This is a genomic window from Paenibacillus apii (assembly GCF_011043685.1).
Classification (GTDB): Bacteria; Bacillota; Bacilli; order Paenibacillales; family Paenibacillaceae; genus Paenibacillus_AQ; species Paenibacillus_AQ sabinae.
This window is the reverse complement of the sequence record NZ_JAAKGU010000001.1, coordinates 1,013,693-1,039,420: the sequence shown is the minus strand read 5'-3', so window position 1 is coordinate 1,039,420 and position 25,728 is coordinate 1,013,693. Positions and strand designations below refer to the sequence as shown.

Below are 25,728 nucleotides of genomic sequence, written 5' to 3'. Positions count from 1 at the left end.
GCTTGAAAAGAGGGATCGACGTTGAATGTGGAGAAGCGTGACATCATTTTAAAAGAGATTCAGTATTGGCGCCGTACCAAGCTCCTCCCGGAGCAGTACTGCGACTTTCTCACGAATTTGTACAGTGATGAAGGCGAGGTACCCAACAGTAATCCGATAACGCTGCAAAATCTGCAGCAAGGAAATATTAAAATTTGGATGTTTGCATTTGGAATTATTTCCTTGATTTTGTTAATTGGTTTTTATTTTAGCGTTTTTCCCTGGGGTTTGCAACTTGCGACAGCGGTATCGCTGCTTGTGGTATGCTACGGATATGCCGGTTTATTGAGGAACCGAATGCCTATCATCGGCTTGTCTCTGGCGGGAATCGGCAGTTTTTTGACGCTGGGCTTCGGGTTATGGATGATTTTTCTCCATAATTTGGAGGATGGACTTTCGATTCCCATTTTCGTAGGTGTCTGCGGGCTGCTCTGGATCATTCTGGGCTTCACGCTGCGGATCGGTCTGCTTCATTTCGGAGGATACGGGGCGCTCTGCCTTCTGTATGCGGGATTTGCGGGCAGAGTTCGTCCGGAGGCCGGAGTATGGGAACTGCAGCTGCTCTGGCTCCCGCTGTGCGTGCTGATGATCTGGCTGAGCTGGCTCCTGTATCATCGGGTCAAAGGCGTTTCCGGCGTCTATTTTGGAGTCGGCGCTCTGCTGTGGCTCATGCCCGAAATAGACAGTCTGCTGCTGCGGCGGGATTATCCGGCATGGCTTTCACTGCTGCTGATCGGAAAGATCGCCGCCGAGCTTACGTTGTTGTTTCTTTTTCGAAAAAAATGGATTGCGTGGGTGGCTACATGAACAACGTGAAATTATCGCAAAGATTGGGGCTGCTGCTGGAACAAATTCCGCAGGGCTCGAAATTGGCCGACATCGGCTCGGACCATGCGCTGCTGCCATTGGCGGCGGTGCAGACCGGGCGCGCCGTTAGCGCGGTGGCCGGGGAAGTGAATCCCGGACCGCTTCGCGCAGCCCAAAAGGCGGTACAGGATGCGGGACTTACGAAACGTATTTCTGTTCGCCAGGGGGACGGGCTGGAGGTGCTCCGGCCGGAAGAGGCCGACTGCATCACGATTGCGGGCATGGGCGGCGCTCTGATCGCCTCAATTCTGAACCGGGGCTTACTGGAAGGCAAGCTGGGGGGAGTAAGGACGCTGCTGCTTCAGCCCAATGTCGGCGAGGATATTCTCCGCCGGTGGCTGCTGGATAACGGCTGGGTGTTGACCGCCGAAGCTCTGCTTGAGGAGGACGGCAAACGGTATGAGGTGCTAACCGCCGTACCGGAAGATCCCGAAGCGGGACTGACCAACGAAAGCCTGTATGCGGAAGCGGCGAAGGCGGGCGGAGAGCGTCCGTACCGGATGGAAACGCTGCTGAACATGGGCCCTTGGCTGATCCGGCAGCCTGGCCCGGTCTTTTTTGCCAAATGGCAGGACGAAATATCGAAGCTGGAGCGTATCAGGCAATCGCTCTCGCGCTCGGAGCTAGAATCTGCCGAAAGCAAACGCTCGGAGATCGGGGAACTTATCCAAGAGATCACGGAGGTGCTGGCATGCTTGCCAAAGGACAAACCGTAATTCAATACATGGAACAGCTTGCTCCTAAGCATGTAGCGGAGGAAGGCGACAAAATCGGCCTGCAGCTTGGAAGTCTGCATAAAGAAATTACCGGCGTTCTGATTGCGCTCGATGTGAATGACGAGGTTGTGGAGGAGGCAATTGCCCGAGGCTGCAATCTCATTATTGCGCATCATGCGATTATTTTCCGGCCGTTGCAGCAGCTCCAGACGGATACTCCTATGGGGCGGATCTACGAGAAGCTGATCAAGAAAGATATCGCTGTGTACATCAGTCATACGAATCTGGATATTACCGAAGGCGGCATGAACGACTGGATGGCCGAGGCGCTTGGCATCGAGAATGCCGCTCCGCTGAAGGATGTTCATACCGAACAATTGTCCAAGCTCGTCGTCTTCGTACCGAAGGACCATCACCAGAAGGTGCTGGATGCCGTCCTGAACGCCGGGGCGGGCTGGATCGGCAATTACAGCCACTGCAGCTTCAATATCGAGGGATACGGCACGTTCCTCCCCCGGGAAGGAGCAGACCCTTACATCGGGCAGCAGGGCAAAATCGAGCGGGCAGAGGAAGTCCGAATCGAGACGATTGTCCCCCTCGGCATCCGCTCCAAGGTCATTCAGGCGATGCTAAAGGCCCATCCTTACGAGGAAGTCGCCTATGACCTCTATTCCATGGATCTCAAAGGCCGCAGCTTCGGACTGGGCCGGGTTGGCAAACTTAAAGAGCCGACTACGCTGGGGCAGTTCGTGGAAACCGTAAAAACCGGTCTGAACGTAGACAAGGTGCGCGTGGTGGGGGACTTAGACCGGCCTGTCCGCAAAGCCGCCGTGCTTGGGGGATCAGGCGGTAAATTCCTTGGCAGCGCGATCTTCCGCGGTGCCGATGTGCTGGTCACGGGTGATATCGACTACCATACGGCGCAGGATGCGCTGATGGGAGGTGTGGCGCTGATCGATCCCGGCCATAACGCCGAGAAGATTATGAAGGTTAAGGTGGCCGAATGGATCAAGGCCAAGCTGACGGAGCACAAGTATGAAACGCCGGTGTACGCTTCCGAAGTGAATACGGAGCCGTTCCGGTTTGTTTAAGCGGCGCGGGTATTCATAATAAAAGCGTTTCGCTGCTCGAAACAGCGGAACGCTTTTTGCCATATTTTTTCTTAACTTTAACAATCTTATCTTTCCTCTAATTCCCTATGGTTGACAACAATTGGGTAAAATAAGTTTAGTTTCCGAGCAAGTGGGAAATAAATTCTCTGATGTTATTAATGCCTTGGGAATAAGTCGTGGGTTGCTTAAGCAAGCCGAGATTTTCTTCGACGGTATGAACAATAGTACTGCCAACAACAATTCCATCTGCAAGCTCTGAAAATCTTCTGTATTGGTTGTTATCAGAAATTCCGAATCCGACAATAATTGGCAAATGGGTGTTATCTCTTACTTTTAAGAGAAATTCTTCGATATCTCCATAGAAATTTTTACGTTGTCCGGTTACGCCGAGAGAGGATACGCAATATACAAAACCGGAGGCTCTTTCTACAATGGGTCCAATTCGTTCCTGGGAGGTTGGCGCGACCAGGGGAATATAATGAATGTTATACTGCTCGCAATGGAACCGGACTTTGTCACTTTCTTCTACAGGGAGATCCGGCACAATAATCCCGTCAATACCGCTTTTCGACATTAAAGGAAACAAGTTTTCAAGGCCTGCCTGCAGGAGCGGATTATAATAAGTGAATAAAATGAGAGGAATGCCAATGCCCGCTTCTTTAGCTTGGTTGGCAATGCCGATAACATCCAAAATTGTAACATTATTGTTCAGGGCTCTTATTGATGCCTGTTGAATAACAGGGCCGTCGGCCAACGGATCGGAATAGGGCACGCCCAGTTCGATCAAATTTGCACCGGAACGCTGAAGCTGCAGCATAAGATCCAGGGTAGTCGATACATCAGGGTCACCTGCGGTTATAAACGGAATAAAGGCGGTTTGCTGTTCTTTCTTCAGTTCCGCGAAGGTTTGGTCAATGAGATTCATTGAAGCTGACCCCCCAGATATTGCATAATCGTGTCCATATCTTTATCCCCCCGGCCGGAAATGTTGACAATCATAATATGTTCTGAAGGAAGGGTGGGGGCGAGCTTCACACAATGGGCCAGAGCGTGCGCACTTTCAAGCGCCGGAATGATTCCTTCGATCCGTCCCAGCAATTGAAGCGCCTTTAAAGCTTCGAGGTCCGTAATCGAAACATATTCCGCTCTGCCGATATCTTTTAAATGGGCATGCTCAGGTCCCACACCCGGATAATCAAGTCCGGCGGAAATGGAATGGGCCGGTTGGACTTGACCAAATGAATCCTGCAACAAATAGCTCATTGAACCCTGAAAAACCCCCGGTGTTCCTTTGGACAAAGTGGCCGCATGTTCGCGGGTATGCAGTCCTCTTCCGCCTGCTTCGACGCCAATTAATCGTACTTGCGAGTCTTCCAGGAACGGGAAGAATATCCCGATTGCGTTGCTGCCGCCGCCGACACATGCAACCACTGAATCGGGCAATCGCCCTTCCTTGGACAACATTTGTTCGCGCGCTTCATCACCGATAACTCTTTGAAAATCCCGAACCATCATAGGGTAAGGATGGGGGCCGGCGGCCGTGCCGAACAGGAGAAATGTTTCTTCTACATGGGCTACCCAATAGCGCAGCGTTTCATTGCCGGCGTCCTTCAAGGTTCTTGAACCGGATGTCACAGACACCACGTCGGCGCCCAGCAGCTTCATTCGGTATACGTTTAATTGCTGACGCTTAATGTCCTCCTCTCCCATAAAAATTTTGCATTCCATTCCCAAGAGGGCGGCGACCGTAGCGGTTGCCACGCCATGCTGGCCGGCTCCAGTTTCAGCAATCAGTTTCTTTTTACCCATTCGTTTAGCAAGAACCGCTTGCCCGATCGTATTGTTGATTTTGTGTGCACCCGTATGATTCAAGTCTTCGCGTTTCAAGTAGATTTTTGCTCCGCCCAAATGCTTGGTCAATCTTTCGGCGTAATAGAGAGAGGTTGGCCGCCCGGAATACTCACGCAGCAATTCGTTCACTTCGCCTACGAAATCCGTTTCGTTTCGGTAATACAGGAATGCTTGTTCCAGCTCCTCAAGCGCATGCATGAGCGTCTCGGGAACGAATCTTCCCCCGTATTCCCCAAACTTGCCCCGGGAGTGATTTAATGTGAGACTCAATGTGAAATCCTCCTTTAATTACCATAAAATTAGAATGATGATATGGAAAGAAAGGCTATCCGCGAATATAATGAAGGCGGGTTGCCAAATCACTCCCAACAAAAAAAGAAAATTTTGTATTTATTGTAATCATACAACCACCTGAACATTATTTCAACATGGAACATTTGTTCAAAAAGGAGTCGAAGATGCCGGATTCTAACCAAGAACGCACTCGAATACTTGTAAAAGCCAGCATGATGTATTATGAGGAAGGACTGAGTCAACAAGAAATATCTGAGCGGTTGTCCATATCTCGGCCGCAGATAAGTCGTATGCTGAGCGCTGCCAAAGCGGAGGGAATTGTAAGGATAACGATTAAAAATCCGTTCGCCGAGGAACAGCAATATGAACATGCGATTACAGAAACATTCGGTATTAGAAATGCGACAGTGATTCAAGTGCCGAACACCGATCCGATGCTGACCCAGCTTCATTTGGGTAGAGCGGCTGCGGCAATGTTGGAATCTGTGCTGAAGGACAACGACATCATAGCGATCATGGCCGGAAGAAGTGTATGCGCCGTGGGGCAAGAGCTTCATTTTTTCCCTAAAAAAAACATGAGGTTTGTTCCCATAATTGGAGGGTGGGGAGCGGAAGGGGCCAAGTGGCACGCTAACTCAAACGCAAGAGTATTCGGGGAGGTATTGAAGTCCAAATATTTTCAGCTGAATGCCCCGGCTATCGTCACCTCTGAGCAAATGCGCAAGATGATTTTGGCCGAGGAGAAGATCTGCGAAGTGATTCAGCTTGCTCGAAAAGCCACTGTCGCGATTGTGGGGATCGGACAAGTCTCAGAAGAGGCGACCATTGTAAAGTCCGGTTATTTTGACGTTCAAAGCATTTTGAGAATGAAAGCCATGGGGGCTGCAGCGAATGTCTGCACTTCTTTTATCAATGCCGACGGAAAAATTCTTGATTGTGAAGAGGAGACCAGGATGGTAGGACTATCTCTGAAAGAATTGCGGGATATACCTAACGTTATCGCGGTTGCCGGTGGTACGGACAAGACCGCTGCTATCGAAGCAACCCTTCGGGGCGGGTGGATTGATACGCTTGTAACGGATATGGAAACGGCAAAATGCCTGTTGAAATTGGGCAAAGCGAAGAGATAAACTTATGGGCTGCCGCCGGCCTGATGCAGCTCAACTGTGCTGTGGGTGTGGATGATTTTGACACTTGTTTCGAATGGGGCCAGCCTGTATAATATATAATGTTGTTCGGAAAGTTTGACAGACAATCGCCGGCGGCCACGAGCCGCGGGAGGAAAGTCCGGGCTCCATAAGGCAGGGTGCTGGATAACGTCCAGTCGGCGCGAGCCGAAGGATAGTGCCACAGAAATGGACCGCCGATGGCCGCTTGCTTGCAGGCGGCACAGGCAAGGGTGGAACCGAGGTGTAAGAGACCCCGAGGAACGCTGGTGACTTCGTTCCTGGTAAACCCCACCTGGAGCAAGACCTAATGGAACGCAGCCGATTCCGTAAGGAAGAGGCAGCCTTCGCCTGAGGCGCGTTCGGGTTGGTCGCTGGAGCTGTGCAGCAATGTACGGCCTAGATAGATGATTGTCGCTCACAGTGGGAGGGTAGTTCCCGCGATTACCACAAAGAGCACAGAACCCGGCTTACGGCAAACTTTCCTAAACTGGCAACACTATATATCGACTAATCAAATGCACGTCATAAGCGGCGGCGCTTCCGGTTTCCCGGATGCGCCGCCGCTTTTTCAATGCAAGTTCTCTTGAACGCTAAGGCCAAAGGTGGATGAAGTTGGCTTTCTCAGAAGAGGCTTAGACCGGATTTGGGGATTCAAGCCTTCTGCCGCTCCATTCTTCAAGCGCCTCGTTCAGCCGTTCCACGGCCAGCGGGAGCAGATCCGGCGGCGTATGGGTGAAGTTCAGCCGCATGGTGCTTCGATCCGGATTCGCCGGATAGAATACTTCACCCGGCACGAAGGCGACTCCTCGGGCGACGGCGAGCGGAAGCAGCTCCGCGGTATTGACCGACTTGTCCAGCGTCAGCCACAGGAACATGCCTCCCTGAGGCTCCTCCCAGTGAGCGCCCTCCCAATTCCGGGAGCGCAGCTCGGAAGAGAGTATCTTCATCCGCGCGGCATACTCATGGGAAATTGCCGCAATATGCCCGTCAAGGTCATATCCGGACAGCAGCTCATCCAGCGCGCGCTGGTCGATCGTGCTGGAATGCAGATCGGCGGCCTGCTTGGCTTTGGCTACCGTGGTGACAAGCTCCCGGCTGCCCGCGATCCAGCCCGTGCGCAGAGCCGGGGCGACAATCTTGGAGAAGGTGCCGGTGTAGACCACCGAGCCGCCTCCCATGTCGCCGTCAATGGCCGCGAGCGGCGGCAGCCCTGCCCGGTCCCCTCCGGCAAATGCGATTTCGCCGTAGGGGTTATCCTCCAGGATGAGCGTACCGTAGCGGCGGCACAGCTCTACGATGCTGCGCCTGCGGCTTTCGCTCCAAGTCGCCCCCGTTGGGTTGCCGAAGGTTGGAACGGCATACAGCAGCTTGGGGCGGTGGAGCTGCAGCTTATGCTCCAGATCATCAGGGAGCATGCCGTCCTTGTCGCTGGCCACCGATACGATATTGGCGCGGTAGGACCCGAGCACCTGAAGCGCGGCCAGATAGGTCGGCGATTCGACGAGAACGCTGTCGCCGGGGTCGAGCAGCATTCTGCACAGCAGGTCGATCGACTGCTGGGAACCGGTGGTCAGCACCACTTCCGAAGGTGATACCGTGATTCCCTGCCGGGCCAGTCTTGCGGCGACTTTTTCGCGGAGGGGGGCATACCCTTCAGTTAGACCATACTGCAGAACGGAGGCAGGTCCGGTCAGAACCCGGTTATAAGCTTCACGAACCGCCTCGAGAGGGAATAACTCCTCCGCAGGCAGCCCTCCGGCCAGTGAGATAACATTACTTCCCTGAGTCAGTTTCAGAATATCGCGTACGGCGGATGAGCCGAGATGCTGCGCCATAGTGGAGTAAACAATATTCATGCGATTTTGCTCCTTAACCTGTGATTTGATGGTATCATAGCGGCAGAGCAGTATAACAGTAAAGATATGAATATAACAGTGGAGGCGACCTGACGATGCATATCGAATTAAGCCGCGGTGGCGGCAAGCCGCTTCCGCTGCAGATCAGCGATGCGCTGGGGCAGCGCATCGCTTCCGGTCTGCTTCAGCCGGGAATGAAGCTGCCTTCGGTCAGGAAGCTGGCGGTCTCGCTCGGGGTCAGCCAGGTGACCATCAGCAAAGCGTACGCCGACCTTGAACGGCGCGGGCGGATCGTTCGGCATCACGGCCTCGGCTGCTTTGTTTCTCCCGCAAGAGACCGCGAGGCTGAGGAGTACGGCATAGGAAACGGCGGACGAACGGGCGATCGTACCCGGGATGACGGCAGCACAAACGGGAATGACAGGGAGAACGATGCCGGCGGAAGCCAATCTCCGGGCCGGAATACAGGACAGGGAAAGACCGGAACCCGGAAGAAATTCGGGTGGCAGGAAGGCTTTGAGGATTATTTGCCGAGGGCTCAGCTGTGGCGGAATTTCGATTATTCAGAGGCCGAATATTCGTTCCATCTGGCGGCGATTCATTCCGGGCTGCTTCCATTGAAGGAAATCGGCGAGGCGATGACATCGCTTGTGGCGAAGCGGCCGGAGCTGATGTCGGCCTACGGCAATTTTCAGGGGGATGTGGAGCTGCGTGAAGCGATGACCCGGCATCTGCGCGCACGCGGCATTTCCCTGTCACCAGCCAGCCTGATGATCACGAGCGGAACCCAGCAGGGGATCGATCTGGTGGCCCGCACCTTTATTGGCCCCGGCGACGCCGTATATCTGGAAGAGCCCAGCTACACGGGGGCCATCGATGTATTTGCCGGGAGGGGAGCGGAGATGATTTCCGTTCCGATGGATGATGACGGCATGCGCATCGACCTGCTGACGAAGCTGTGCGACCGCCGTCCGCCGAAGCTGATTTATACGGTGCCGACGTTCCAGAATCCAAGCGGAGTCACAATGAGCACAGAAAGAAGACAGCGGCTGCTGGAGCTTGCCCGCAGCTACCGCTGTCTCATTGTGGAGGACGATCCATTTTCGGATCTGTATTTTCACTCTCCCCCTCCGCCATCCATCAAAAGCATGGACAAGGACGGGCATGTCGTCTACATGAAGAGCTTCAGCAAAGTGCTCGCTCCGGGCTGCCGGATGGCCTGTTTAGCGGCCGAAGGCGATATCCTCGAGCGGTTGATCGCCGCCAAGGCGGCCAGCGATCTGGGCGGTCCGCTGCTGATCCAGCTCGCGCTGCTCCCGTTCATTTCCGGCCGTTATGACGCCTACATGACGGGATTACGGTCTTCGCTGCGTTCGCGGATGGAACGAGCGGCCAGACTGCTGAAACGCTACGCGCCGCGTGGGGTACGTTGGAAACTCCCCGAAGGCGGACTCAATTTATGGCTGGAGCTGCCGCATTCCGTTGACATCGGGGAGCTGTACCGGAAGGCATCGCGGCTGGGCATCTCTTTTCTGGCGGGAAATGTATGCTATGCGGGCGAGCCTTCGACCAGTCATATCCGGCTCTGCTACGCGCAGATGGAGGAAGAGCAGATGGAGCGCGGGCTGCTGCTCCTTATACCGCTGCTGAAGGAAGCCATGAAAGAATCAACGGGCTAACCGGCGCATTTAGGGGCTTGTATCCAGTTTCCGTTCCAGCAGCTTGATCTTCTCCCGGACATGCTGCGGCCAAAGCTCAAGCGGCACCTCGCCGCCGGACGCCGCCTGCAGCGTCTTGTAGATGTCGACCTGTCCCCAGCCGAAATATTTGTCGTGGCCCGGAGAGCCGAGATCGACGGCGTTCTTGGTCATGAGATCCATGACCTCCTTGTTCGTCAGATCCGGGTTCAGCGAGCGTACCAGACCGGCGAGGGCGGCGGCATGCGGGCTGGCCATGGAAGTCCCGGACAGAGCCGCATACTGGCTGCCTGTATACGTGCTGGCAATGCTTTCGCCCGGCGCGGCAACATCAATATAATCGCCGTAGTTGGAGAAGGACGCTCTCTCTCCCGAGGCGTTCGTCGCGGCCACAGCCAGCACTTCGGGATAGGCGGCCGGATAACCCGGCCGTTCCGTGTTGTCGTTGCCGGCGGCGGACACGAGCAGCACATCCCGGTCATAGGCATACTTGACGGCATCGTGCAGAAATTGTGAATCGGCGTAATTGCCCAGGCTGAGGTTAATGACTTTGGCCCCGTGATCCGCCGCCCAGATAATGCCTTCGGCCACGGAATAGGTAGTGCCCGCTCCGCTGCTGTCCAACGCTTTAACGGGCAAAATTTTGTTGTACCAGCTGATGCCTGCGACTCCCTCGGTATTGTTGACCAAAGCGCCGATAATGCCGCAGACATGCGTGCCGTGGCCAACGTCGTCGTCCGGTTTTCCATTATTGGAAATGGCGTTATAGCCGGAGAGCAGCTGTCCCTTCAGGTCGGGATGGTCGGCCTGAACACCGGTATCCACCACCGCGACCGTGACTTTATTGCTCCCTTTGGACAAATTCCATCCCCGGCTCGTTTCGATGGCAGGCAGATTCCATTGATAGGCGGAAAACAGCTGATCGTTCGGCGTAATCACCTCAGCCGTATTTTCACCGTTCACATCATTGGTTAAATACAAGTAGTGCGGTTCAGTATAGAGCGGCCGCCACTTATAATGAAAATACGTCTTCAGCTGAGAGTAAGTCATATCCGGCGAGCGGAAAATGTAAGCATATCCCAGTTTCCGGGGCGCTGCGCAGTGAATGTCCGAGGAAATCGTCTGCAGCTGCCCTCGCTTCGGGTGCCCTTCCCTGAACCGGACAACAATTTCATTCTCGTAAAAATGGCTCGCGTTCTCGTTGTCATGTCCCGTCTTGACGGTAATGTCCTGCAGCGTGTCGGTATGCACGGATTCGACCCGGAAATGGCCTTCCTTGGGGTAGGGGATCAGGCGCAGATTTTTGCGCTGATGCTCCGCCACCCGGTTAAGCAGGGTCTGGTCGATCAGGGCGAGAACGCCGAGCTTTCCGTCCCGGCTCCGCTGGCTCATGATGAAGTATTTGCGCTCACCAACGGTAAATGAAGGCGATTCGTAGGCTTGATGCTTTTTCACTGCTGATTTGGCGGCGTTTAAATACTGCCGAAGCAGCCGCTGCTGCTCGGGGGTGCCCTCCGGCGGAACCGATTTGAACGTTCGAACCGTTCCCGAGGAAAAATCAATCCACATCAGCATGGCTATATGCCCGTGGCTGCGCTGCAGCTTCTCCGCATATAATGCAACATCATGGGCCCGCTTGCCTTCCGTTTCCGTCAGCATGGCGTTCAAATCGCGGCCCGCGTCGGCCCGGCTCAGCTTTTCCGTGGCGTACACATCCTGTACCAAGGCGGTCTTTTTCAGGGAGTGCTCCCTGACCGGATGTTCGGTGCCTTGACGCAGCCCGTCCGTCCCCTTGTCGGGACGCGAGGTCAGGCTCACCGCCAGCACGGAAGCGCAGATCGCGGTGAGCAGACCGGCGATGGCAATATTTTTACGCGACATAAATTCCGCTCCTCCCAGGCAATGTAATAAGGTTAGAATGGGAGACAGCCGCCTGATTTATGCATGCGTACAAAAGGATACCGCCGTTCATCATTTTGTGATAGGATAGACATGAAAACGATTGAATTACAAGGAACTATGTAACTGCAAGCCAATTAAAGTTAACGACAATAAGGGGGAGCTACCGCCATGTCAGCCAATGTTCAGAAATTGTGCGAAACGACGAGAGAAAAGCTAAAATATGCCATCGAGAAAATGGAGGCGTTCCTGAACCACTACGCATTGCCGCAGCTCTCATCCGAGCAGGACGAAGAGGTGACGCATTTTTACCAAGGATTCCTGTCTGATCTCCGCCATTTGCTCGTATTCTCCGAGATGTCGTACGAGAAGCTGGGAGTTGCCCTCCGCCGGGCCACGTTCAATGAGGATTTCGCGCATAAAGCGCTCTATAACGTATATCATTACGGTGTGAACAACTTCTTTTATCCGAAAAATGAAAGCTACTCGGAAGACGGCCGTTACGCCTATACCGGACAAGATGCGATTCGCTTCCGCAAAAAACCGGTTCGCCCGGCACGCGACATCATTCTGGACATTACCAAGGTGTATGAAGAGCTGCGGGATGATCTCACTTATTACGAGAACGATTATTTGACCGAACGCCGTATGCAAAATCAAGTATAGCTTCTGCAAAGTCTCCTTGGGCGCGAGTGCCCGGGAGGCTTTTTTCATTCTTTTCATTCGATCCGCAGCTCTTTCCTCGAATTATGCCGCTTCCGGATTGCCCGCATTTGGGAACTCCTGCGCCGTATAGCGTCCCGGCCGGAAGGACATAATGTATCCGAGGTGATAATAATGAATAATGACGCCAAAACGGTAGTCCACTGCAGTGTGAGCAACTGTCATTATTGGGGCGATAACAACCTTTGCAAGGCCGATTCGATCATTATCGAAATCGACAAGCACACGGGCAGCCGCTCGAAGGAAGAGTTCGCCGAGGAAATGACCTTCTCGAATCACAAGGATGTTGCAAACAATTCTTCCGCAACCTGCTGTCTGACCTTCAAGCCGAAAGCCTAGGAGGCGCCCTATGGACAGTGGACAAAAAGGTTCGGGACCCAAAGGTTCCAGACGCAAAAAAATCACGCTGCGCCCGCGCAGAGTCGATTACCCTCGGAAAGCTCCCGAGCACCGGGAAGAATACGCCGCCGAGGTAAGTCCGCTTCCGGTCCGTACCAACTCTGCCGCCGGTTCGGCGGCAAGGTCGGAGGGCAAGGAAGGAGAAGCGTACAAGACAGTCGGTTATGTAGGACTTGCCTTAGGAATCGCTTCTCTGTTCATTTGGCCGATTATTTTGGGTCCGTCGGCGGCGGTGTTAGGCTACTATGCCTATAATAATGGCCGCAAGACGGCAGGCGCCTGGGCAATCGGGCTGGGTATTGTCGCGACGCTGAGCTATTTTGTTATGATTCCATTCACGCGGTAAGATCAGGAAAGACATGGTGGACAAAAAAGGCTTTCAGACCTTAAAATAAGGGGCTGGAAGCCTTTTTTGGAGTATATTTAACAATTTTATTCCAGATGCCGATATACTGGGTATAGTATGAAATTATGGGAAGAGGGAATGCGGCAGCATGGAGATTAACCCAGCCGTTGCCAGCCGGTCTGGCGAACTGAAGTGGATTAACCTGAGAAGTTCAGCTGATGCGGGAGTGTCGTCAAAAACGAATGAAGCTGTGGATTCTGGATCGTCCAGATTCGAGGCTATTCTTGAAGATAGAGCATCGTCAGAAGGCAGTCGCCCGGCACGGGCTTCTTCCGGAGACGGTCTGCTGTGGCAGCAAGTCGGCGCCTTATCGTTAGGGGCTATTTCCGGGGAAATGACGGATACAGAGGTTGACGGCGCTGCGTTTGCAGCGGCTGGGCCGACGGAGTATGACGATCTTATCCAGGCGGCTTCGGCTAAATACGGAGTGCCGGTCGATCTGATTAAGGCGGTTATCGATACGGAGTCGTCATTCAATCCGAACGTCGTTTCCTCCGCGGGCGCCAAAGGGCTGATGCAGCTTATGGACGGTACCGCCGAAGGCTTGGGCGTGTCCGATCCGTTCGATCCAGCCCAGAGCATTGACGGAGGAGTACGCTACCTGTCGTATCAGCTGAAGCGGTTCAACGGACAGGTAAATATGGCGCTGGCCGCTTACAACGCAGGTCCGGGCCGGGTAATGAAGCTTGGCGTAAGCACAGATGATGAGCTGATCGGGCAATTGGACAAGCTGCCGAAAGAGACTCAGGCCTATATTGCCAAAATAGAACGCGCCCGCGCCAAATACGCGGTATAATAGAAAGGGTCAAACGGGATATACCGCCAGCGCCATTTTTTTTCGGACGCCGGATTCCCTGTTTGATCCTTTCACTTTATTTGCTGTAAAGGAGTTATGCCATATATGATTTACTGGGATTATGCCGCAGCGGCGCCGCCATATGATGAGGTCGCCCGGACGGTGGAGCAGCTGATGAGGTTGCATTATGCGAATCCCTCCTCGCTGCACCGGGCCGGAGCCGAGGCGGCGGCTCTGATCGAGCGCGCCCGGGAAGTATGCGCCGCGGCTCTTGGCGTTCTTCCGGGGGAGATCAAGTTCACCTCCGGAGCGACAGAGAGCAACAATCTGGCAATCAAAGGCATCGCCCTGCAGTATACGAACAGGGGGCGCCATATCATAACGACGGAACTGGAGCATCCTTCCATTTATGAAAGCTGCCTTCAGCTGCAAAGCATGGGCTGGGAGGTCACCATCGTCCGGCCTGACGAGGACGGAGTGGTAAAGCCGGAGGAGGTTGCCGGTGCCGTGCGCCGAGATACGGTGCTGGTTAGTGTAATGCATGTCAATAACGAAATCGGCTCGGTGCAGCCGCTGGCGGAGATCGGCCGTGCCGTCAAGGCGGCCAACCCCCGGACGCTGTTTCATGTGGACGGGGTGCAGGGCTTCGGCAAGCTCCCTGGAGGGCCCCGGGATTTCGGAGCCGACTTATACAGCCTGTCTCCGCATAAAATACGCGGGCCCCGCGGAGTAGGCCTGCTGTATGTCAAGGAAGGCACTCAGCTGTTTCCGCTGCTGAGCGGCGGCTCCCATGAGGGAGGGCTTCGCGCCGGAACGGAAAATCTGCCTGCGATCGTTGCCGGAGCCAAAGCCGTTAGAATGGCTGCCGAGCGGCGCGGCGAATTTGTCTCCCGCATCCTGCCGCTTCGGAATCGCCTGCTGGCATTTTTGCGGAATATCCCGGAATTTTCCCTGAACAGCAGCGAGGAGGGGGCGCCGCACATTGTACATTTTTCTTATCCGGGAATGAAGGGCGAGGTCATGGCGCGCCAGCTGGAGCAGCTGGGCATGCTGGTATCCACCCGGTCCGCCTGCTCGTCGAAGCTGGCGGAGCCAAGCCGGGTGCTGCTGGCGATCGGCAGGGATGAGCACGCGGCGCTCGGCGGCATCCGCATCAGCTTCGGGGATGAGCATACCCCGGCTGATGTTGCCGCTTTGGAACAGGCGCTGCTTGGCGCGGTTAAAGCTTTGAAGATTGCGGAAGGAGGCATGCGGTAACATGAAACCGACTAACCCCGTGCAGATGGCGGGAAGAAGCACAGAATACGCCGACATGCTGCTGCTGCGTTTTGGTGAATTTACACTTAAAGGCAAGAACCGCAGCCGTTTCGAGAACACGATGCTGCGGCATGTCAAGGGAATGGTCAAGCCTTATCCGAAGGCAAGACTGATTAAGGAATTTGGGAGAATTTACGTCGAATTGAACGGCGAACCGGCAGGAGAGCTGCTGGAAGCGCTCGCCAAAGTATTCGGCATTTCGTCGATCAGCCCGGTAAAGGCGGTCAAGCCCGAGCTTGAAGAAATCGTGGAGGCCAGCCTTCGGTTTATCGAAAAGGTCGATCCCGAGCCGGGCACGACCTTTAAAGTGAACGCCCGGCGGGTGTGGAAGGACTTCCCGTATGGCTCGCAGGAGATGAACCATTTGGTGTCCGCTCCTGTGCTCAAGACGTTTCAGGCGCTGTCCGTCGACGTCAGAAAGCCAATGCTGGAGCTTCGGGTGGAGGTCCGGGAGCATCAAGCCTATATTTTCTGCGAGAGCATTCCGGCGGTCGGCGGCTTTCCGCTCGGCACGAACGGCAAGGCGCTGCTGCTTCTTTCGGGCGGCATCGACAGCCCGGTGGCGGCCTGGTCTTCCATGCGGCGGGGGCTGGAGGTAGAGTGTGTCCATTTCTTCAGTTACCCTTACACGAGCCGGGAAGCGAGGCAAAAGGTAATCGATTTGGCCAGGGTGCTCTCGCGGTACTCGGGAAGAATCCGGCTGCATCTGGTTCCGTTTACGGAGGTGCAGACCTCTTTTGCCGGAATCGGCCAGGACAATTTAATCGTCACGCTGATGAGAAGGGCCATGCTGAGAATAGCGACACAGCTGGCCGAACGCGAAGGCGCCCTGGCGCTTGTGACCGGCGATAGCCTGGGCCAAGTCGCCAGCCAGACGCTGCCGAGCATGAACGTCATCGGACGGGCTACCGATCTGCCGCTGCTGCGGCCGCTCGTCATGATGGACAAATCCGAAATTGTGGAGATTGCCCAGCAAATCGGCACCTACGATTTGTCGATCCTTCCCTATGAGGACTGCTGCACGCTGTTCTTGCCCAAATCGCCGACAACGAACCCGAATCTGAAGATCATTGAGAAGGTCGAGTCGTTGCTTCCCGGTTACGGGGAGCGGCTCGCCGAGGCGGTTGCGGCGGCGGTTACGATGGAGGTTACTCCGCACGGAAATGAGCGCCCTGCCGATGAAGCCGATTTAATCTCTTCCGTCAAGGAAGACTGGTTCTAATAGAAGACCTGCCTGAGCATGCTTGGGCGGGTCTTTGCGTTTATCCGCGATAACAGGACGGAAAGCATAGCTTGTCGCCTCCGAGCATACAAGTAGTAATATGAGTGTTCGGGAGGTATGGGGGATGGACTCGATATGGCTGCTCGGAGAAATATTAATGGTGAATCTTGTGCTAAGCGGAGATAATGCGATGGTTATCGCGATGGCGAGCAAGAATCTGCCGGAGAGCCAACGCAAAAAAGCGGTTTGGTGGGGATCGGCGGGCGCTGTGATTTTGCGCTGCATTCTAACGTTGGCCGCGGTGCTGCTGCTTAAAATTCCTTACATTCAAGCGGGCGGAGGAATTCTGCTGCTGTTGATTTCCTTCAAGCTGCTGCTTGAGGAGGAAGACGAAGTCCGCGTGGGCGAAGGCTCCACGCTGTGGAAAGCGATCCGGACGATTTTGGCCGCGGATTTCATTATGAGCCTGGACAATGTGCTTGCCATCGCCGGTCTGGCGAAAGGCGATCTGGCGCTTATCGTCATCGGGATTGCGCTCAGCATTCCGTTGGTGGTATGGGGCAGCAGCGTGATCACCCGCTGGCTGCACCGTTTTCCGGTGCTCATCTACATCGGGGCCTACATTCTCGCCTATACCGCCGGAGAGATGCTGCTGCGGGACGTCAAGCTGGGGGCGGTGCTGTCCATCCTGCTGCCGACTTTGCATTCCCTGCTGCCGGTCGCCCTGGGCGTTGCGGTCGTTGCGGCCGGGGGGATTAAACGGCACACGCCGAAAGCGGGATAGAATAACCGGCCGTTCTTCAACTGATGGTCCGGTGGATCGGGCAGCTGAGTATGCTTCGAAAGAGGCCCTGGATACGGGGTCTTTTTTAAAAAATATAAGAATGTATAAGCCTGGCGCTTATCATTTTGACTTATATTTCTACGAGTAACGGTGCCATCCCTGAAAGGACGGCGCAGCCGTTTCTTCTTGATATGGAAAGATCTAATCTGGTGGGAAATTGGCGCATGATGGCGCTTTTTGCGTTTTTCGGATAAAATAAAGAAGAATCCTGAAGCGCGCAGACAAGCCGTGCGGAGGGATAGAGATGCGATTGCCTGAAGGGATGAGTGGTAGGATGTCCTCTAAAAACGACATGAAGCTGGGTCTGTTCATCGTATGCGCGGGTCTCGTTATTTTACTCGGAAAGCTGGGAGTCTTCGGATTTTTGGGACGGGCGCTGTGGCCGCTTCTTCTTCTGCTGGCGGGATTGTTCCTGCATGCTCTCGTCTTTGGCCGGCGTTTGACGCCTGCGGCCCTGGTTCCTGCCGGTATTCTCACCGTATACGGTCTGCTGTTTGGCCTGTGCAACACGTGGGGCTGGGGGCTGATGGCTTATCTCTGGCCGGTGCTGCCGCTTGGCGTGGCGGTCGGCTTGTACGAGTATTCGCTGTTCGTTTCCCCTCGTAGCGGCGGACTCACTGCCGGGGCTGTGATTCTTGGCATAATCAGCTTGGTGTTAATGTTCTTCAGCCTGCTTGGTACGGGCATTATGTATGTTCTCGGAGCGGTTCTCGTTCTGGGAGGAATCTGGCTGATCGTGGGACGGAGCGGCGGCCGGAACAAATGGAACAGGGGCTGGTAAGCTTCTTCTTCTGGAAAATTGTTTTTTCATGAAAAGACTTGCTTTTCACAGTGCTTTCACGATACAATTGGAAATAATGTCGAAGCGTCGGGTTTTGCGTCCGGCGCTTCTTTTATGAAACCTTCGATTCCCGCTGCAAATTTTAATTGATTTTATTTGATAAATGAAAGGATTTGGATACAAATCATGCATTCAAGAGAACAAATTCGCAACATTGCGATCATCGCCCACGTTGACCATGGCAAAACGACGCTCGTCGACCAGTTGCTGCAGCAGTCGGGTATTTTCCGCGAGCACGAGACGGTACAGGAGCGCGCCATGGATTCCAACGATCTGGAACGGGAACGCGGCATTACGATTCTGGCCAAGAACACAGCCATTACCTATAAAGATTTTCTCATCAACATTGTGGACACTCCCGGACACGCCGACTTCGGCGGAGAAGTAGAACGGATTATGAAGATGGTTGACGGCGTTCTGCTCGTCGTCGACGCCTACGAGGGCTGTATGCCGCAGACGAAATTCGTGCTGCGCAAGGCGCTTGAACAGAATCTGACCCCGATCGTCGTCGTCAACAAAATCGACCGTCCGGCCGCTCGTCCGAGCGAAGTCATCGACGAAGTGCTGGACCTGTTCATCGAGCTGGAAGCGAGCGACGATCAGCTTGAATTCCCTGTCGTCTACGCCTCCGCGCTGAACGGAACGTCCAGCCTTGATCCGGAGAAGCAGGATGACAACATGCTTGCCCTGTATGAAACCATCATCGAGCATATCCCGTCTCCGACGGAGAGCGTGGAAGAGCCGCTGCAATTCCTTGTTACCCTGATGGACTATAACGAGTATTTGGGCCGTATCGCCATCGGCCGGGTCAACCGCGGAATTATCCGCCAAGGTCAGGCCATAACGGTTATCCAGCGCGACGGCAAGCACAAGTCGGCGCGCATCGAGAAGCTGTTTGGTTTCCAAGGCCTGAAGCGTGTGGAGACCGAAGAAGCCGGCGCGGGCGACATCGTGGCGATTGCCGGCATCAAGGACATCAACATCGGCGAGACGATTGCCGATCCTGCGAACCCTGAAGCGCTGCCTGTTCTGAAGATCGACGAGCCGACAATGCAGATGACCTTCCTGGTCAACAATTCTCCGTTCGCCGGCAAGGAAGGCAAATGGGTAACCTCCCGCAAACTGCGTGAGCGTCTGTTCAAGGAGCTGGAAACGGACGTTTCCCTGCGTGTGAACGAAACCGACAGTCCGGACGCCTTTATCGTTTCCGGCCGCGGCGAGCTGCATCTCGGCATTCTGATCGAGAACATGCGCCGTGAAGGATATGAAATGCAGGTTTCCAAGCCTGAAGTTATCGTCAAGGAAATCGACGGCGCCAAGATGGAACCGCTGGAGCGCCTTCTTATTGACGTGCCGGAAGACAGCATGGGCTCCGTTATGGAAAGCCTGGGCAGCCGTAAGGCCGAAATGGTCAATATGATCAACAACGGCAACGGCCAGGTCCGACTTGAATTCCTGATTCCAGCGCGTGGTCTGATCGGCTACAACACGCATTTCCTGACACTGACACGCGGCTACGGCGTTATGAACCATGCGTTCGACAGCTATGCCCCGCTGATCGGCGGCCAGGTTGGCGGACGCCACCAGGGCGTGCTTGTCTCGACCGAGACCGGAACTTCCACCTTCTACGGCATGATGGGTGTGGAAGACCGCGGTACGCTGTTCCTGGAGCCGGGCACCGACATTTACGAAGGCATGATCGTGGGCGAGCATACGCGCGACAACGATATCGTCGTGAATATCTGTAAGGAAAAAGCATTGACCAACGTCCGTTCCGCAACGAAGGACGAGACTGTCAAGCTGAAGACTCCGCTCCTCTTCTCCCTAGAGCAGGCGCTGGAATACCTGAACGATGACGAATATTGCGAGATTACGCCGAAATCGGTTCGCCTGCGCAAGAAAATTCTGAACAAGAGCGAGCGCGAGCGCGCGGAGAAACACCGCAAAATGGCTGAGGCCAATATGTAATCAAGGGCAAGCCGCCCCTAAAAGGGATCAGCCGCCGGAATTTATTCCGGCGGCTGTCTGTCCTTTATCGGACCTATTGCGATCAAGGCACAAGCGGCAAGATTTGGCTCCCCGGCATCTGCAGGTTTTTAGGCGGCGCAGCGTCTTTCGATGTTATAATGGATGCAGTATCCATTACCCGACAAGGAGTGGCTGTATATGCAAATCTGGTTTGCGGAGCACCCCTTTATTGCCTTTGTCGTTATCTTTATTTTGCTTGGCTTTGTGTATAACCGGGTATTTCGGGTCAATCAGAAGCTGTCTCTGCCAAAGGAAATTTTGCTTTATGTGATGATGGCTTTCGGTTCGGGGATATTGCTCATTTTTCAGCATGACAAGCTGCCGATTATTCAGTGCCTGCTCGTCGCCGTCGGCCTAATGCTGCTCGTGCGTGTACGCCACTTCGCCGAGGCAAGGCAGAAGCGAAAAGCCGCGGCTGACATCGCCAAACGGCGGTAAAAGTGCAACTTTGGAGAGAAATACACGTCTGATATAGCAAGTGATATTTTACTTATTCCCACTTTAGAAAAGGACTTTATTTAATTATGAGTACAAAAAACGGAAGCTTGCCTCCAAGGTCCAGAGGACAGAGAGGCGGAAGCGGAAGGCCCGGCGGACCGGCTTCGAAGAATCCGGTCCGAAAGAAGAAGAAACCCGGCTTCATGTCCCGGCTGGGAAGAATGATGTTAACCCTGGTACTGATCTCGGCGCTTGTCGTGATCGGATACCTCCTGTATTTATACTACAAGCTGGACAGCGGAGTGCTGGATACAGGAGTCAACCAGCCGGTGGCGGCCGGAAATTCGGCCAAGGTGAAGCCGCTGACGATGCTGCTGCTAGGAACGGATTACCGGCCGGAGCACAAATCGTATCTGACGGATGTCATTATGGTGGTCACGCTTAATCCGCAGACGAAATCCGCAACAATCGTGTCGCTTCCCCGCGATACGTATATGGAGCTGGACGGCTACAGAAGAACGAAGATCAACGAATACTATACGAGGTTCAAGGGCAAGGAAGATACGTCGGGCATCTCGGCCGAGGATGAAATGAAGACCATGATGGGCAAGTATCTGGACGTAAACATCGACTATGTGACAATCCTTAATTTCCAGGCCTTCCGCAAGGCGGTCGACGAACTTGGCGGCGTGAAGGTGAATATCAGCGAGGATATGTGTTACACGGACAGCGTGGACGGCACCGACATTAATCTGAAACAGGGTCCCGCCAAGCTGGACGGCGACAACGCGCTTGACTATGTCCGTTACCGCAAATCCAACTGCGATCCGAAGACGAAACCTTCCGATGATTTCGACCGCAACCGCAGGCAAAGCGAAGTGCTGCATTCCCTCATGGATCAGATGCAGTCTCTGGGCGGAGTCGTCAAAATCGGCGGCGTGCTGGATGCGATCAACGACAATATGCAGACCGATCTTGAGAAGGACCAGATCAAGAATATGATCGCAGCGTATTGGCAAATGTCCAAAAATAATGTCGAGTTCAGGCCGGTAACCGGCACCTGGAGCAGCCCTTATGTATATATTAACGAAGAAGAGCTTGACGCCGCGAAGCGGAGTCTGAAAGACCGGCTGTCCGGAGCCGCTCCGACGGCCTCCGCAGCCCCTTAGACGCGCCGCTCCGAAGGCTGTCCGTCCTTCTCAAATTGAATGCAAGTTTGGGCTTGTGATATAATATAATTAACTAAGCTCTACTATGCCGCACAAGGGGGCCTGTCAACATGTCCGAATCCGTTGCCCAGCTTACCGATTCTTTGCTGAAGATGCTGCAAGACGAAACATTCGTACTGCTTAATACTGTCGACGCGGAAAGCGGCGGCCCGACCTCCACGGCTATTTCGTGGGTGTACGCGGTGAATGCCTCCACGCTCCGGCTCGCCATCGACCACCGTTCCCGGCTGGTCAGAAACATGAAAGAGAATCCCCTGGTCACGCTGACCGTCTTCGGGGAAGGTACGGTTCATGCCATTAACGGCCGTGCCGTGGTAAAGATCGATCCGCTTCCCGAGGTGCCGTTCGAGATGTGCTGCTTTGATGTGCAGATCTCTGCGGTACGGAATGCGCTCTTTTATGGCGCTCAGCTGGAATCAGCTCCAAGATATGGGAAAACCTACGATCAGCGTGCGGCGGAGAAGCTTGATGGACAAGTGTTTGCCGCAATGCAAAAAGCCTAGTGATAAGTTCACTGGGCTTTTTTGGCCTTGTCATCATTCAATTTGCGGATGAAACTGACGATATAAAGGTTATTACCGGCCTCGCGGCGTCGTGTCTTCGGGTACCTGAGGAATAATACGCCCGATAATGTCGGCCATTTCGGCAGCGAACCCGGAGACGGGGCGGCCCTGTTGGAAGTGCCGGCTCAGCTCGGCGAGACGGGCCGACACATCGGCATCTGCGGTCACGAGCGTGTTAACGCCGGCGGGGTCCTTGCGCAAAGCCTCGGCCACCGAGTATTTGACCGTACCCACTCTGGAGCGGCTGAGCGATCCGTCCACGTCGATGCCGACAACGGCGGTTCTGCCCATTACGACGCAGTGCGCTCCTTTTACGCCGGGAACTCTTTCGGCCAGCCGTTCCAGATGGTCTCTCAACTCGGCGTCGCTGAGCGTCACAACGTCCGTTCCGTCCGGTGCCGTACCATCGTCAGCCAGCGGTCTTACTCCGCGGTCCCTGTTATTTACGCCATTCATTGCCGAATGTTTATCCTGAGGAGAGGGTGATGACTGTTTATTGACCATACCGCAGCTTGTCAGCACCAGCGTAAGGACCAGCAACAGACACATTGATTTTCTCATGGATGCAAGCTCCTTTCGTCCAATATACGTTCTGGTTTTATCTTTGCCAGAGGCGAAACGAGTTATGTATCTTTAAGACAAACCAGGCGCTGTGGAGGGGATAACATGAAAAAGATCTTTGTACTGGATACCAATGTACTGCTTCACGACCCCAATTCGATTTTTTCGTTTAAGGAGAATGAAGTGATCATTCCCGCCGTGGTACTGGAAGAAATCGATAACAAGAAGCGGAATGCCGACGAAATCGGACGCAATGCCCGGACGGTGTCCCGCCTGCTTGACGGGCTTCGCGAGCGGGGGCATCTGCACAGCGGCGTGGAGCTTGAGCATGGGGGCAAATTGAAGGTCGAACTGAATCACCGCAGCTTTATTAAGGTGCAGGAAATGTTCGGCGAGGTATCCACTGACAATCGGATTTTGGCTGTGGCGCTTAATTATTTGCAAGAGGAGAACGAAAAGGCCGATCCCCGGCCCGTCGTACTCGTAAGCAAGGATGTTCTGGTCCGCATCAAGGCTGATGTGCTTGGGATTACACCGGAGGACTATTTGTCCGACCGAACAGGCGATTTGAATGAATTGTATGCCGGTTACCAGACGCTGCCCGTCCACCCGGCGCTGATTGACGAATATTACAGCAACCGCAGCCTTTCGGTGAAGCAGCTGCAGCTGTCCTATCCGCTGTATCCACACGAATTCGTCATTCTGAAGGATGAGATTGGAAGCGGCAAATCCGCGCTGCTTAAGGCGAATGGCGACGCGAGCCGCTTGGAGCCCCTGTATCTCGGGAACGATCCCGTATGGGGGATCAGCGCCCGCAATGCGCAGCAGCGGATGGCCTTGGAGCTGCTCCTTAACGAAGACATTCCGCTTGTCACCATCACCGGCAAGGCTGGCACAGGCAAGACGCTCCTTGCGCTGGCCGCCGGACTGTTCAAGGTGGAGGATGAGCATAAATACAAGAAGCTGCTGATTGCCCGGCCCGTCGTTCCAATGGGCAAGGACATCGGTTACCTGCCCGGAGAAAAAGACGAGAAGCTCCGGCCGTGGATGCAGCCGATCTACGATAATCTGGAATTTCTGTTTGACACGAAGAAAGCCGGTGACATCGACAAAATATTGATGGGGCTCGGAAGCATTCAGGTCGAAGCGCTGACCTATATCCGCGGCCGTTCCATCCCGGGTCAGTTCATCATCATTGATGAAGCGCAGAACCTCTCGCGCCACGAAGTGAAGACGATCGTCTCCAGAGCGGGCGAGGGAAGCAAGGTCATCCTGATGGGGGACCCCGAGCAGATCGACCATCCTTATCTTGATGCCGCCAGCAACGGACTAAGCTACATCGTGGAAAAGTTCAAGCAGCAAGCCATCAGCGGCCACATCACGCTGGAAAAAGGCGAACGTTCCCGTCTGGCGCAATTGGCTGCGGATTTGCTGTAAAGCCGTTTATATCTAAGGGCAACAGACAAGGGCCGGGAGACCAACTCCCGGCCTTTTTACTGCGCAGAAGGCACCCTTTTTAATGGAAAGAAAGCGTTAACATAAACAGGCAGACAAATGTTCCGCAATGCTGGTACAATGGGAGGGACGGGCTTGAACGGACAAGGAGGAGAACATGCTGAGACGTAAAAATTATTGGCTGCTGTTTGCTATTTTGCTGCTGTCGCTGACGAGCTTATCTCCAAGCATGGATCTGAGCAGTCTGGACGGACCGCCTCCCCTGAACGGATATCAGATGCAGACCCAAGACACAGCTTTCCGGCAAAAAGGGGAGCCTGCCCATCTGCGAATATCGGTATCGCTCAGCGATGATGAACTTGGGGAGCTGCAAAAAATTAGCGATCAATACACACGGCTTAGCGGTGTAACCACCCAACTGAAGAATCTTGGCGAAGCGGCTGGAGATGCTGCATTGATGAAGGAGCTGACGATCGGGGACAGCCCCGACATCGTTATGACGGACATCCATCAGATCGGGGAGTTGGCCCGTCAGGGGTATTTGCTGCCCGCGGACGTCTATGAAAGCTCGCCAGGGGGGACCCCGCTGGCTTCCCTGCTTCCGCTGCTGCAGTGGAACGGATACGTCTGGGGCGTGCCGCTGGATATTGATCCATATGTCTTCGTATTTTCGCCGGAGCGGCTGAAGGAGCTGGAAGCAGAAGCGCTTCCAAGTACGCTGGACGAATGGAACCGGCTGCTGGAGCAGACCCGCCAAAAGTCCGGCAAGTATGTGCTTGCCATGGAGGCGGGGAGCGCCTACGGCTTGTCCGCCTTTATGGAAAGCATCGGAAGCGGGCTGTTTCCGGTGAGCCGCAAGGCGCTGGATTGGGTCGTGCAGAACCACGGCTCCATCTATCTGACGGATGGCGGGGAAGGAGATCTTTGGAACTGGCTTCGGGAGGGAAAAGTCGCCGCAGCCGTTGTCCGGCTGTCCGAGTGGAAGAAGAACGAAGGCGCAGCCCTCACGGCGGAACTGCCGCGAACGGGTGACCAAACCGGCGAACGGCTGCTGTACAGCCGCGGCTTCGCGCTCTCCGCGCAGTCCCGAAGTCCGGAGGCGGCCGCCGGCTGGCTGTCCTATGTGACCTCCGAGAAGGCGCAGCGGGATTGGCTGGAGAATACCGGGCGGCTGCCGGGGGTGGCGGAGCCGTACAGCTCGGGGCTGACCGGCGGCGCTTTTCCTTTTGACGCCGGCGGTCTGCTGATGGACGGGGGCGGCCTGGGCGGGACGCCGAAGGCCGGTTGGAGCGAAATTACTTCGGCGGCAGACTTACTGCTGGCCGGCAAGGTGAACGCCGAGGGCTACGTCGCAGAGATCCTGTCATCCTCCGGGGCGGAGGATGACAGGCCGTGACCGCGGTGCC

24 protein-coding genes and 1 other RNA gene are annotated in these 25,728 nt (G+C 54.8%); 20 read left to right on the top strand and 5 right to left on the bottom strand.

Going from position 1 to position 25,728, the window contains the following annotated elements; all coding sequences use genetic code 11:
- Nucleotides 1-21 precede the first annotated feature (21 nt).
- Genes G5B47_RS05235 through G5B47_RS05225 form a run of 3 tightly spaced genes read left to right on the top strand, consistent with a single transcriptional unit; the run spans nucleotide 22 to nucleotide 2,713 of the window.
- Nucleotides 22-846, top strand: coding sequence for a hypothetical protein (locus tag G5B47_RS05235; RefSeq protein ID WP_165095038.1), 825 nt, complete (start codon nucleotides 22-24; stop codon nucleotides 844-846).
- Nucleotides 843-1,622 (top strand): tRNA (adenine(22)-N(1))-methyltransferase, encoded by a 780-nt coding sequence (locus tag G5B47_RS05230; RefSeq protein ID WP_206107196.1) that lies wholly within the window; start codon nucleotides 843-845, stop codon nucleotides 1,620-1,622. The genes G5B47_RS05235 and G5B47_RS05230 overlap by 4 nt, the downstream gene beginning before the upstream one ends.
- A complete protein-coding gene (locus G5B47_RS05225) occupies nucleotides 1,598-2,713 on the top strand; it encodes a Nif3-like dinuclear metal center hexameric protein (RefSeq protein WP_165095036.1) in 1,116 nt (371 codons plus the stop codon). The genes G5B47_RS05230 and G5B47_RS05225 overlap by 25 nt, the downstream gene beginning before the upstream one ends.
- Nucleotides 2,714-2,849: 136 nt before the next feature.
- Here G5B47_RS05225 and trpA read toward each other — a convergent pair whose 3' ends face one another.
- Together trpA and trpB are read right to left on the bottom strand one after the other, a co-directional pair.
- Nucleotides 2,850-3,659: a tryptophan synthase subunit alpha gene (trpA, locus tag G5B47_RS05220; protein ID WP_165095033.1), complete on the bottom strand. Its 810-nt coding sequence runs from the start codon at nucleotides 3,657-3,659 to the stop codon at nucleotides 2,850-2,852.
- Nucleotides 3,656-4,783: a tryptophan synthase subunit beta gene (gene trpB / locus G5B47_RS05215; protein ID WP_165095516.1), complete on the bottom strand. Its 1,128-nt coding sequence runs from the start codon at nucleotides 4,781-4,783 to the stop codon at nucleotides 3,656-3,658. Before trpB ends, trpA begins: the two co-directional genes overlap by 4 nt.
- A gap of 260 nt (nucleotides 4,784-5,043) precedes the next feature.
- Between trpB and G5B47_RS05210 the strand changes: the two genes are divergently transcribed.
- Both G5B47_RS05210 and rnpB read left to right on the top strand, forming a co-directional pair.
- Nucleotides 5,044-6,009, top strand: a complete 966-nt coding sequence (locus tag G5B47_RS05210) for a sugar-binding transcriptional regulator (RefSeq protein ID WP_165095031.1) — start codon at nucleotides 5,044-5,046, stop codon at nucleotides 6,007-6,009.
- A 109-nt stretch (nucleotides 6,010-6,118) separates the two neighbouring features.
- Nucleotides 6,119-6,533: RNase P RNA component class A (rnpB, locus tag G5B47_RS05205), an RNA gene on the top strand.
- 147 nt (nucleotides 6,534-6,680) lie between these two features.
- On the opposite strand, the gene G5B47_RS05200 is transcribed toward rnpB, so the two are convergent.
- On the bottom strand, nucleotides 6,681-7,904 hold the full coding sequence (locus G5B47_RS05200; protein WP_165095028.1) for an aminotransferase-like domain-containing protein: 1,224 nt from the start codon (nucleotides 7,902-7,904) through the stop codon (nucleotides 6,681-6,683).
- Nucleotides 7,905-7,999: 95 nt separating this feature from the next.
- On the opposite strand from G5B47_RS05200, the gene pdxR reads away from it, so the two are divergent.
- Nucleotides 8,000-9,583: a MocR-like pyridoxine biosynthesis transcription factor PdxR gene (pdxR, locus tag G5B47_RS05195; protein WP_235950080.1), complete on the top strand. Its 1,584-nt coding sequence runs from the start codon at nucleotides 8,000-8,002 to the stop codon at nucleotides 9,581-9,583.
- Between the two features lie 9 nt (nucleotides 9,584-9,592).
- Here pdxR and G5B47_RS05190 read toward each other — a convergent pair whose 3' ends face one another.
- Nucleotides 9,593-11,482 carry a S8 family peptidase gene (locus G5B47_RS05190; RefSeq protein ID WP_165095026.1) on the bottom strand — a complete coding sequence of 630 codons (1,890 nt, stop codon included), beginning with the start codon at nucleotides 11,480-11,482 and terminating at the stop codon, nucleotides 9,593-9,595.
- A 189-nt stretch (nucleotides 11,483-11,671) separates the two neighbouring features.
- Here G5B47_RS05190 and G5B47_RS05185 point away from each other — a divergent pair, with 189 nt between their 5' ends.
- The 12 genes from G5B47_RS05185 (at nucleotide 11,672) to G5B47_RS05130 (ending at nucleotide 22,246) form a co-directional block, all read left to right on the top strand.
- Nucleotides 11,672-12,166, top strand: a complete 495-nt coding sequence (locus G5B47_RS05185; RefSeq protein WP_165095023.1) for a YpuI family protein — start codon at nucleotides 11,672-11,674, stop codon at nucleotides 12,164-12,166.
- A 171-nt stretch (nucleotides 12,167-12,337) separates the two neighbouring features.
- Nucleotides 12,338-12,562, top strand: coding sequence for a DUF1540 domain-containing protein (locus G5B47_RS05180; protein WP_165095020.1), 225 nt, complete (start codon nucleotides 12,338-12,340; stop codon nucleotides 12,560-12,562).
- Nucleotides 12,563-12,572: 10 nt separating this feature from the next.
- Nucleotides 12,573-12,968 (top strand): hypothetical protein, encoded by a 396-nt coding sequence (locus G5B47_RS05175; protein WP_235957080.1) that lies wholly within the window; start codon nucleotides 12,573-12,575, stop codon nucleotides 12,966-12,968.
- Between the two features lie 148 nt (nucleotides 12,969-13,116).
- Nucleotides 13,117-13,824: a lytic transglycosylase domain-containing protein gene (locus G5B47_RS05170; protein WP_165095018.1), complete on the top strand. Its 708-nt coding sequence runs from the start codon at nucleotides 13,117-13,119 to the stop codon at nucleotides 13,822-13,824.
- A 105-nt stretch (nucleotides 13,825-13,929) separates the two neighbouring features.
- Entirely contained in the window at nucleotides 13,930-15,081 is a 1,152-nt protein-coding gene (locus tag G5B47_RS05165) for a cysteine desulfurase family protein (protein ID WP_165095015.1), read from the top strand.
- 1 nt (nucleotide 15,082) lies between these two features.
- On the top strand, nucleotides 15,083-16,363 hold the full coding sequence (gene thiI / locus G5B47_RS05160) for a tRNA uracil 4-sulfurtransferase ThiI (protein WP_235957079.1): 1,281 nt from the start codon (nucleotides 15,083-15,085) through the stop codon (nucleotides 16,361-16,363).
- Between the two features lie 124 nt (nucleotides 16,364-16,487).
- Entirely contained in the window at nucleotides 16,488-17,147 is a 660-nt protein-coding gene (locus G5B47_RS05155; RefSeq protein WP_165095013.1) for a TerC family protein, read from the top strand.
- Between the two features lie 334 nt (nucleotides 17,148-17,481).
- Nucleotides 17,482-17,988: a hypothetical protein gene (locus G5B47_RS05150; protein ID WP_165095011.1), complete on the top strand. Its 507-nt coding sequence runs from the start codon at nucleotides 17,482-17,484 to the stop codon at nucleotides 17,986-17,988.
- 186 nt (nucleotides 17,989-18,174) lie between these two features.
- Nucleotides 18,175-20,016 (top strand): translational GTPase TypA, encoded by a 1,842-nt coding sequence (gene typA / locus G5B47_RS05145; RefSeq protein WP_025335892.1) that lies wholly within the window; start codon nucleotides 18,175-18,177, stop codon nucleotides 20,014-20,016.
- A 198-nt stretch (nucleotides 20,017-20,214) separates the two neighbouring features.
- Nucleotides 20,215-20,514: a YlaH-like family protein gene (locus G5B47_RS05140; RefSeq protein ID WP_165095008.1), complete on the top strand. Its 300-nt coding sequence runs from the start codon at nucleotides 20,215-20,217 to the stop codon at nucleotides 20,512-20,514.
- 86 nt (nucleotides 20,515-20,600) lie between these two features.
- Nucleotides 20,601-21,683: an LCP family protein gene (locus tag G5B47_RS05135; protein ID WP_165095006.1), complete on the top strand. Its 1,083-nt coding sequence runs from the start codon at nucleotides 20,601-20,603 to the stop codon at nucleotides 21,681-21,683.
- A 110-nt stretch (nucleotides 21,684-21,793) separates the two neighbouring features.
- Nucleotides 21,794-22,246, top strand: coding sequence for a pyridoxamine 5'-phosphate oxidase family protein (locus tag G5B47_RS05130; RefSeq protein ID WP_165095003.1), 453 nt, complete (start codon nucleotides 21,794-21,796; stop codon nucleotides 22,244-22,246).
- A 72-nt stretch (nucleotides 22,247-22,318) separates the two neighbouring features.
- On the opposite strand, the gene G5B47_RS05125 is transcribed toward G5B47_RS05130, so the two are convergent.
- Nucleotides 22,319-22,867, bottom strand: coding sequence for a YhcN/YlaJ family sporulation lipoprotein (locus G5B47_RS05125; RefSeq protein WP_165095000.1), 549 nt, complete (start codon nucleotides 22,865-22,867; stop codon nucleotides 22,319-22,321).
- Nucleotides 22,868-22,972: 105 nt separating this feature from the next.
- On the opposite strand from G5B47_RS05125, the gene G5B47_RS05120 reads away from it, so the two are divergent.
- Nucleotides 22,973-24,304, top strand: coding sequence for a PhoH family protein (locus G5B47_RS05120; protein ID WP_165094998.1), 1,332 nt, complete (start codon nucleotides 22,973-22,975; stop codon nucleotides 24,302-24,304).
- Nucleotides 24,305-24,479: 175 nt separating this feature from the next.
- The gene (locus tag G5B47_RS05115) at nucleotides 24,480-25,718 is read left to right on the top strand and encodes an extracellular solute-binding protein (protein WP_165094995.1); all 1,239 of its coding nucleotides are present in this window, start codon (nucleotides 24,480-24,482) and stop codon (nucleotides 25,716-25,718) included.
- The last annotated feature ends 10 nt before the right edge of the window (nucleotides 25,719-25,728 follow it).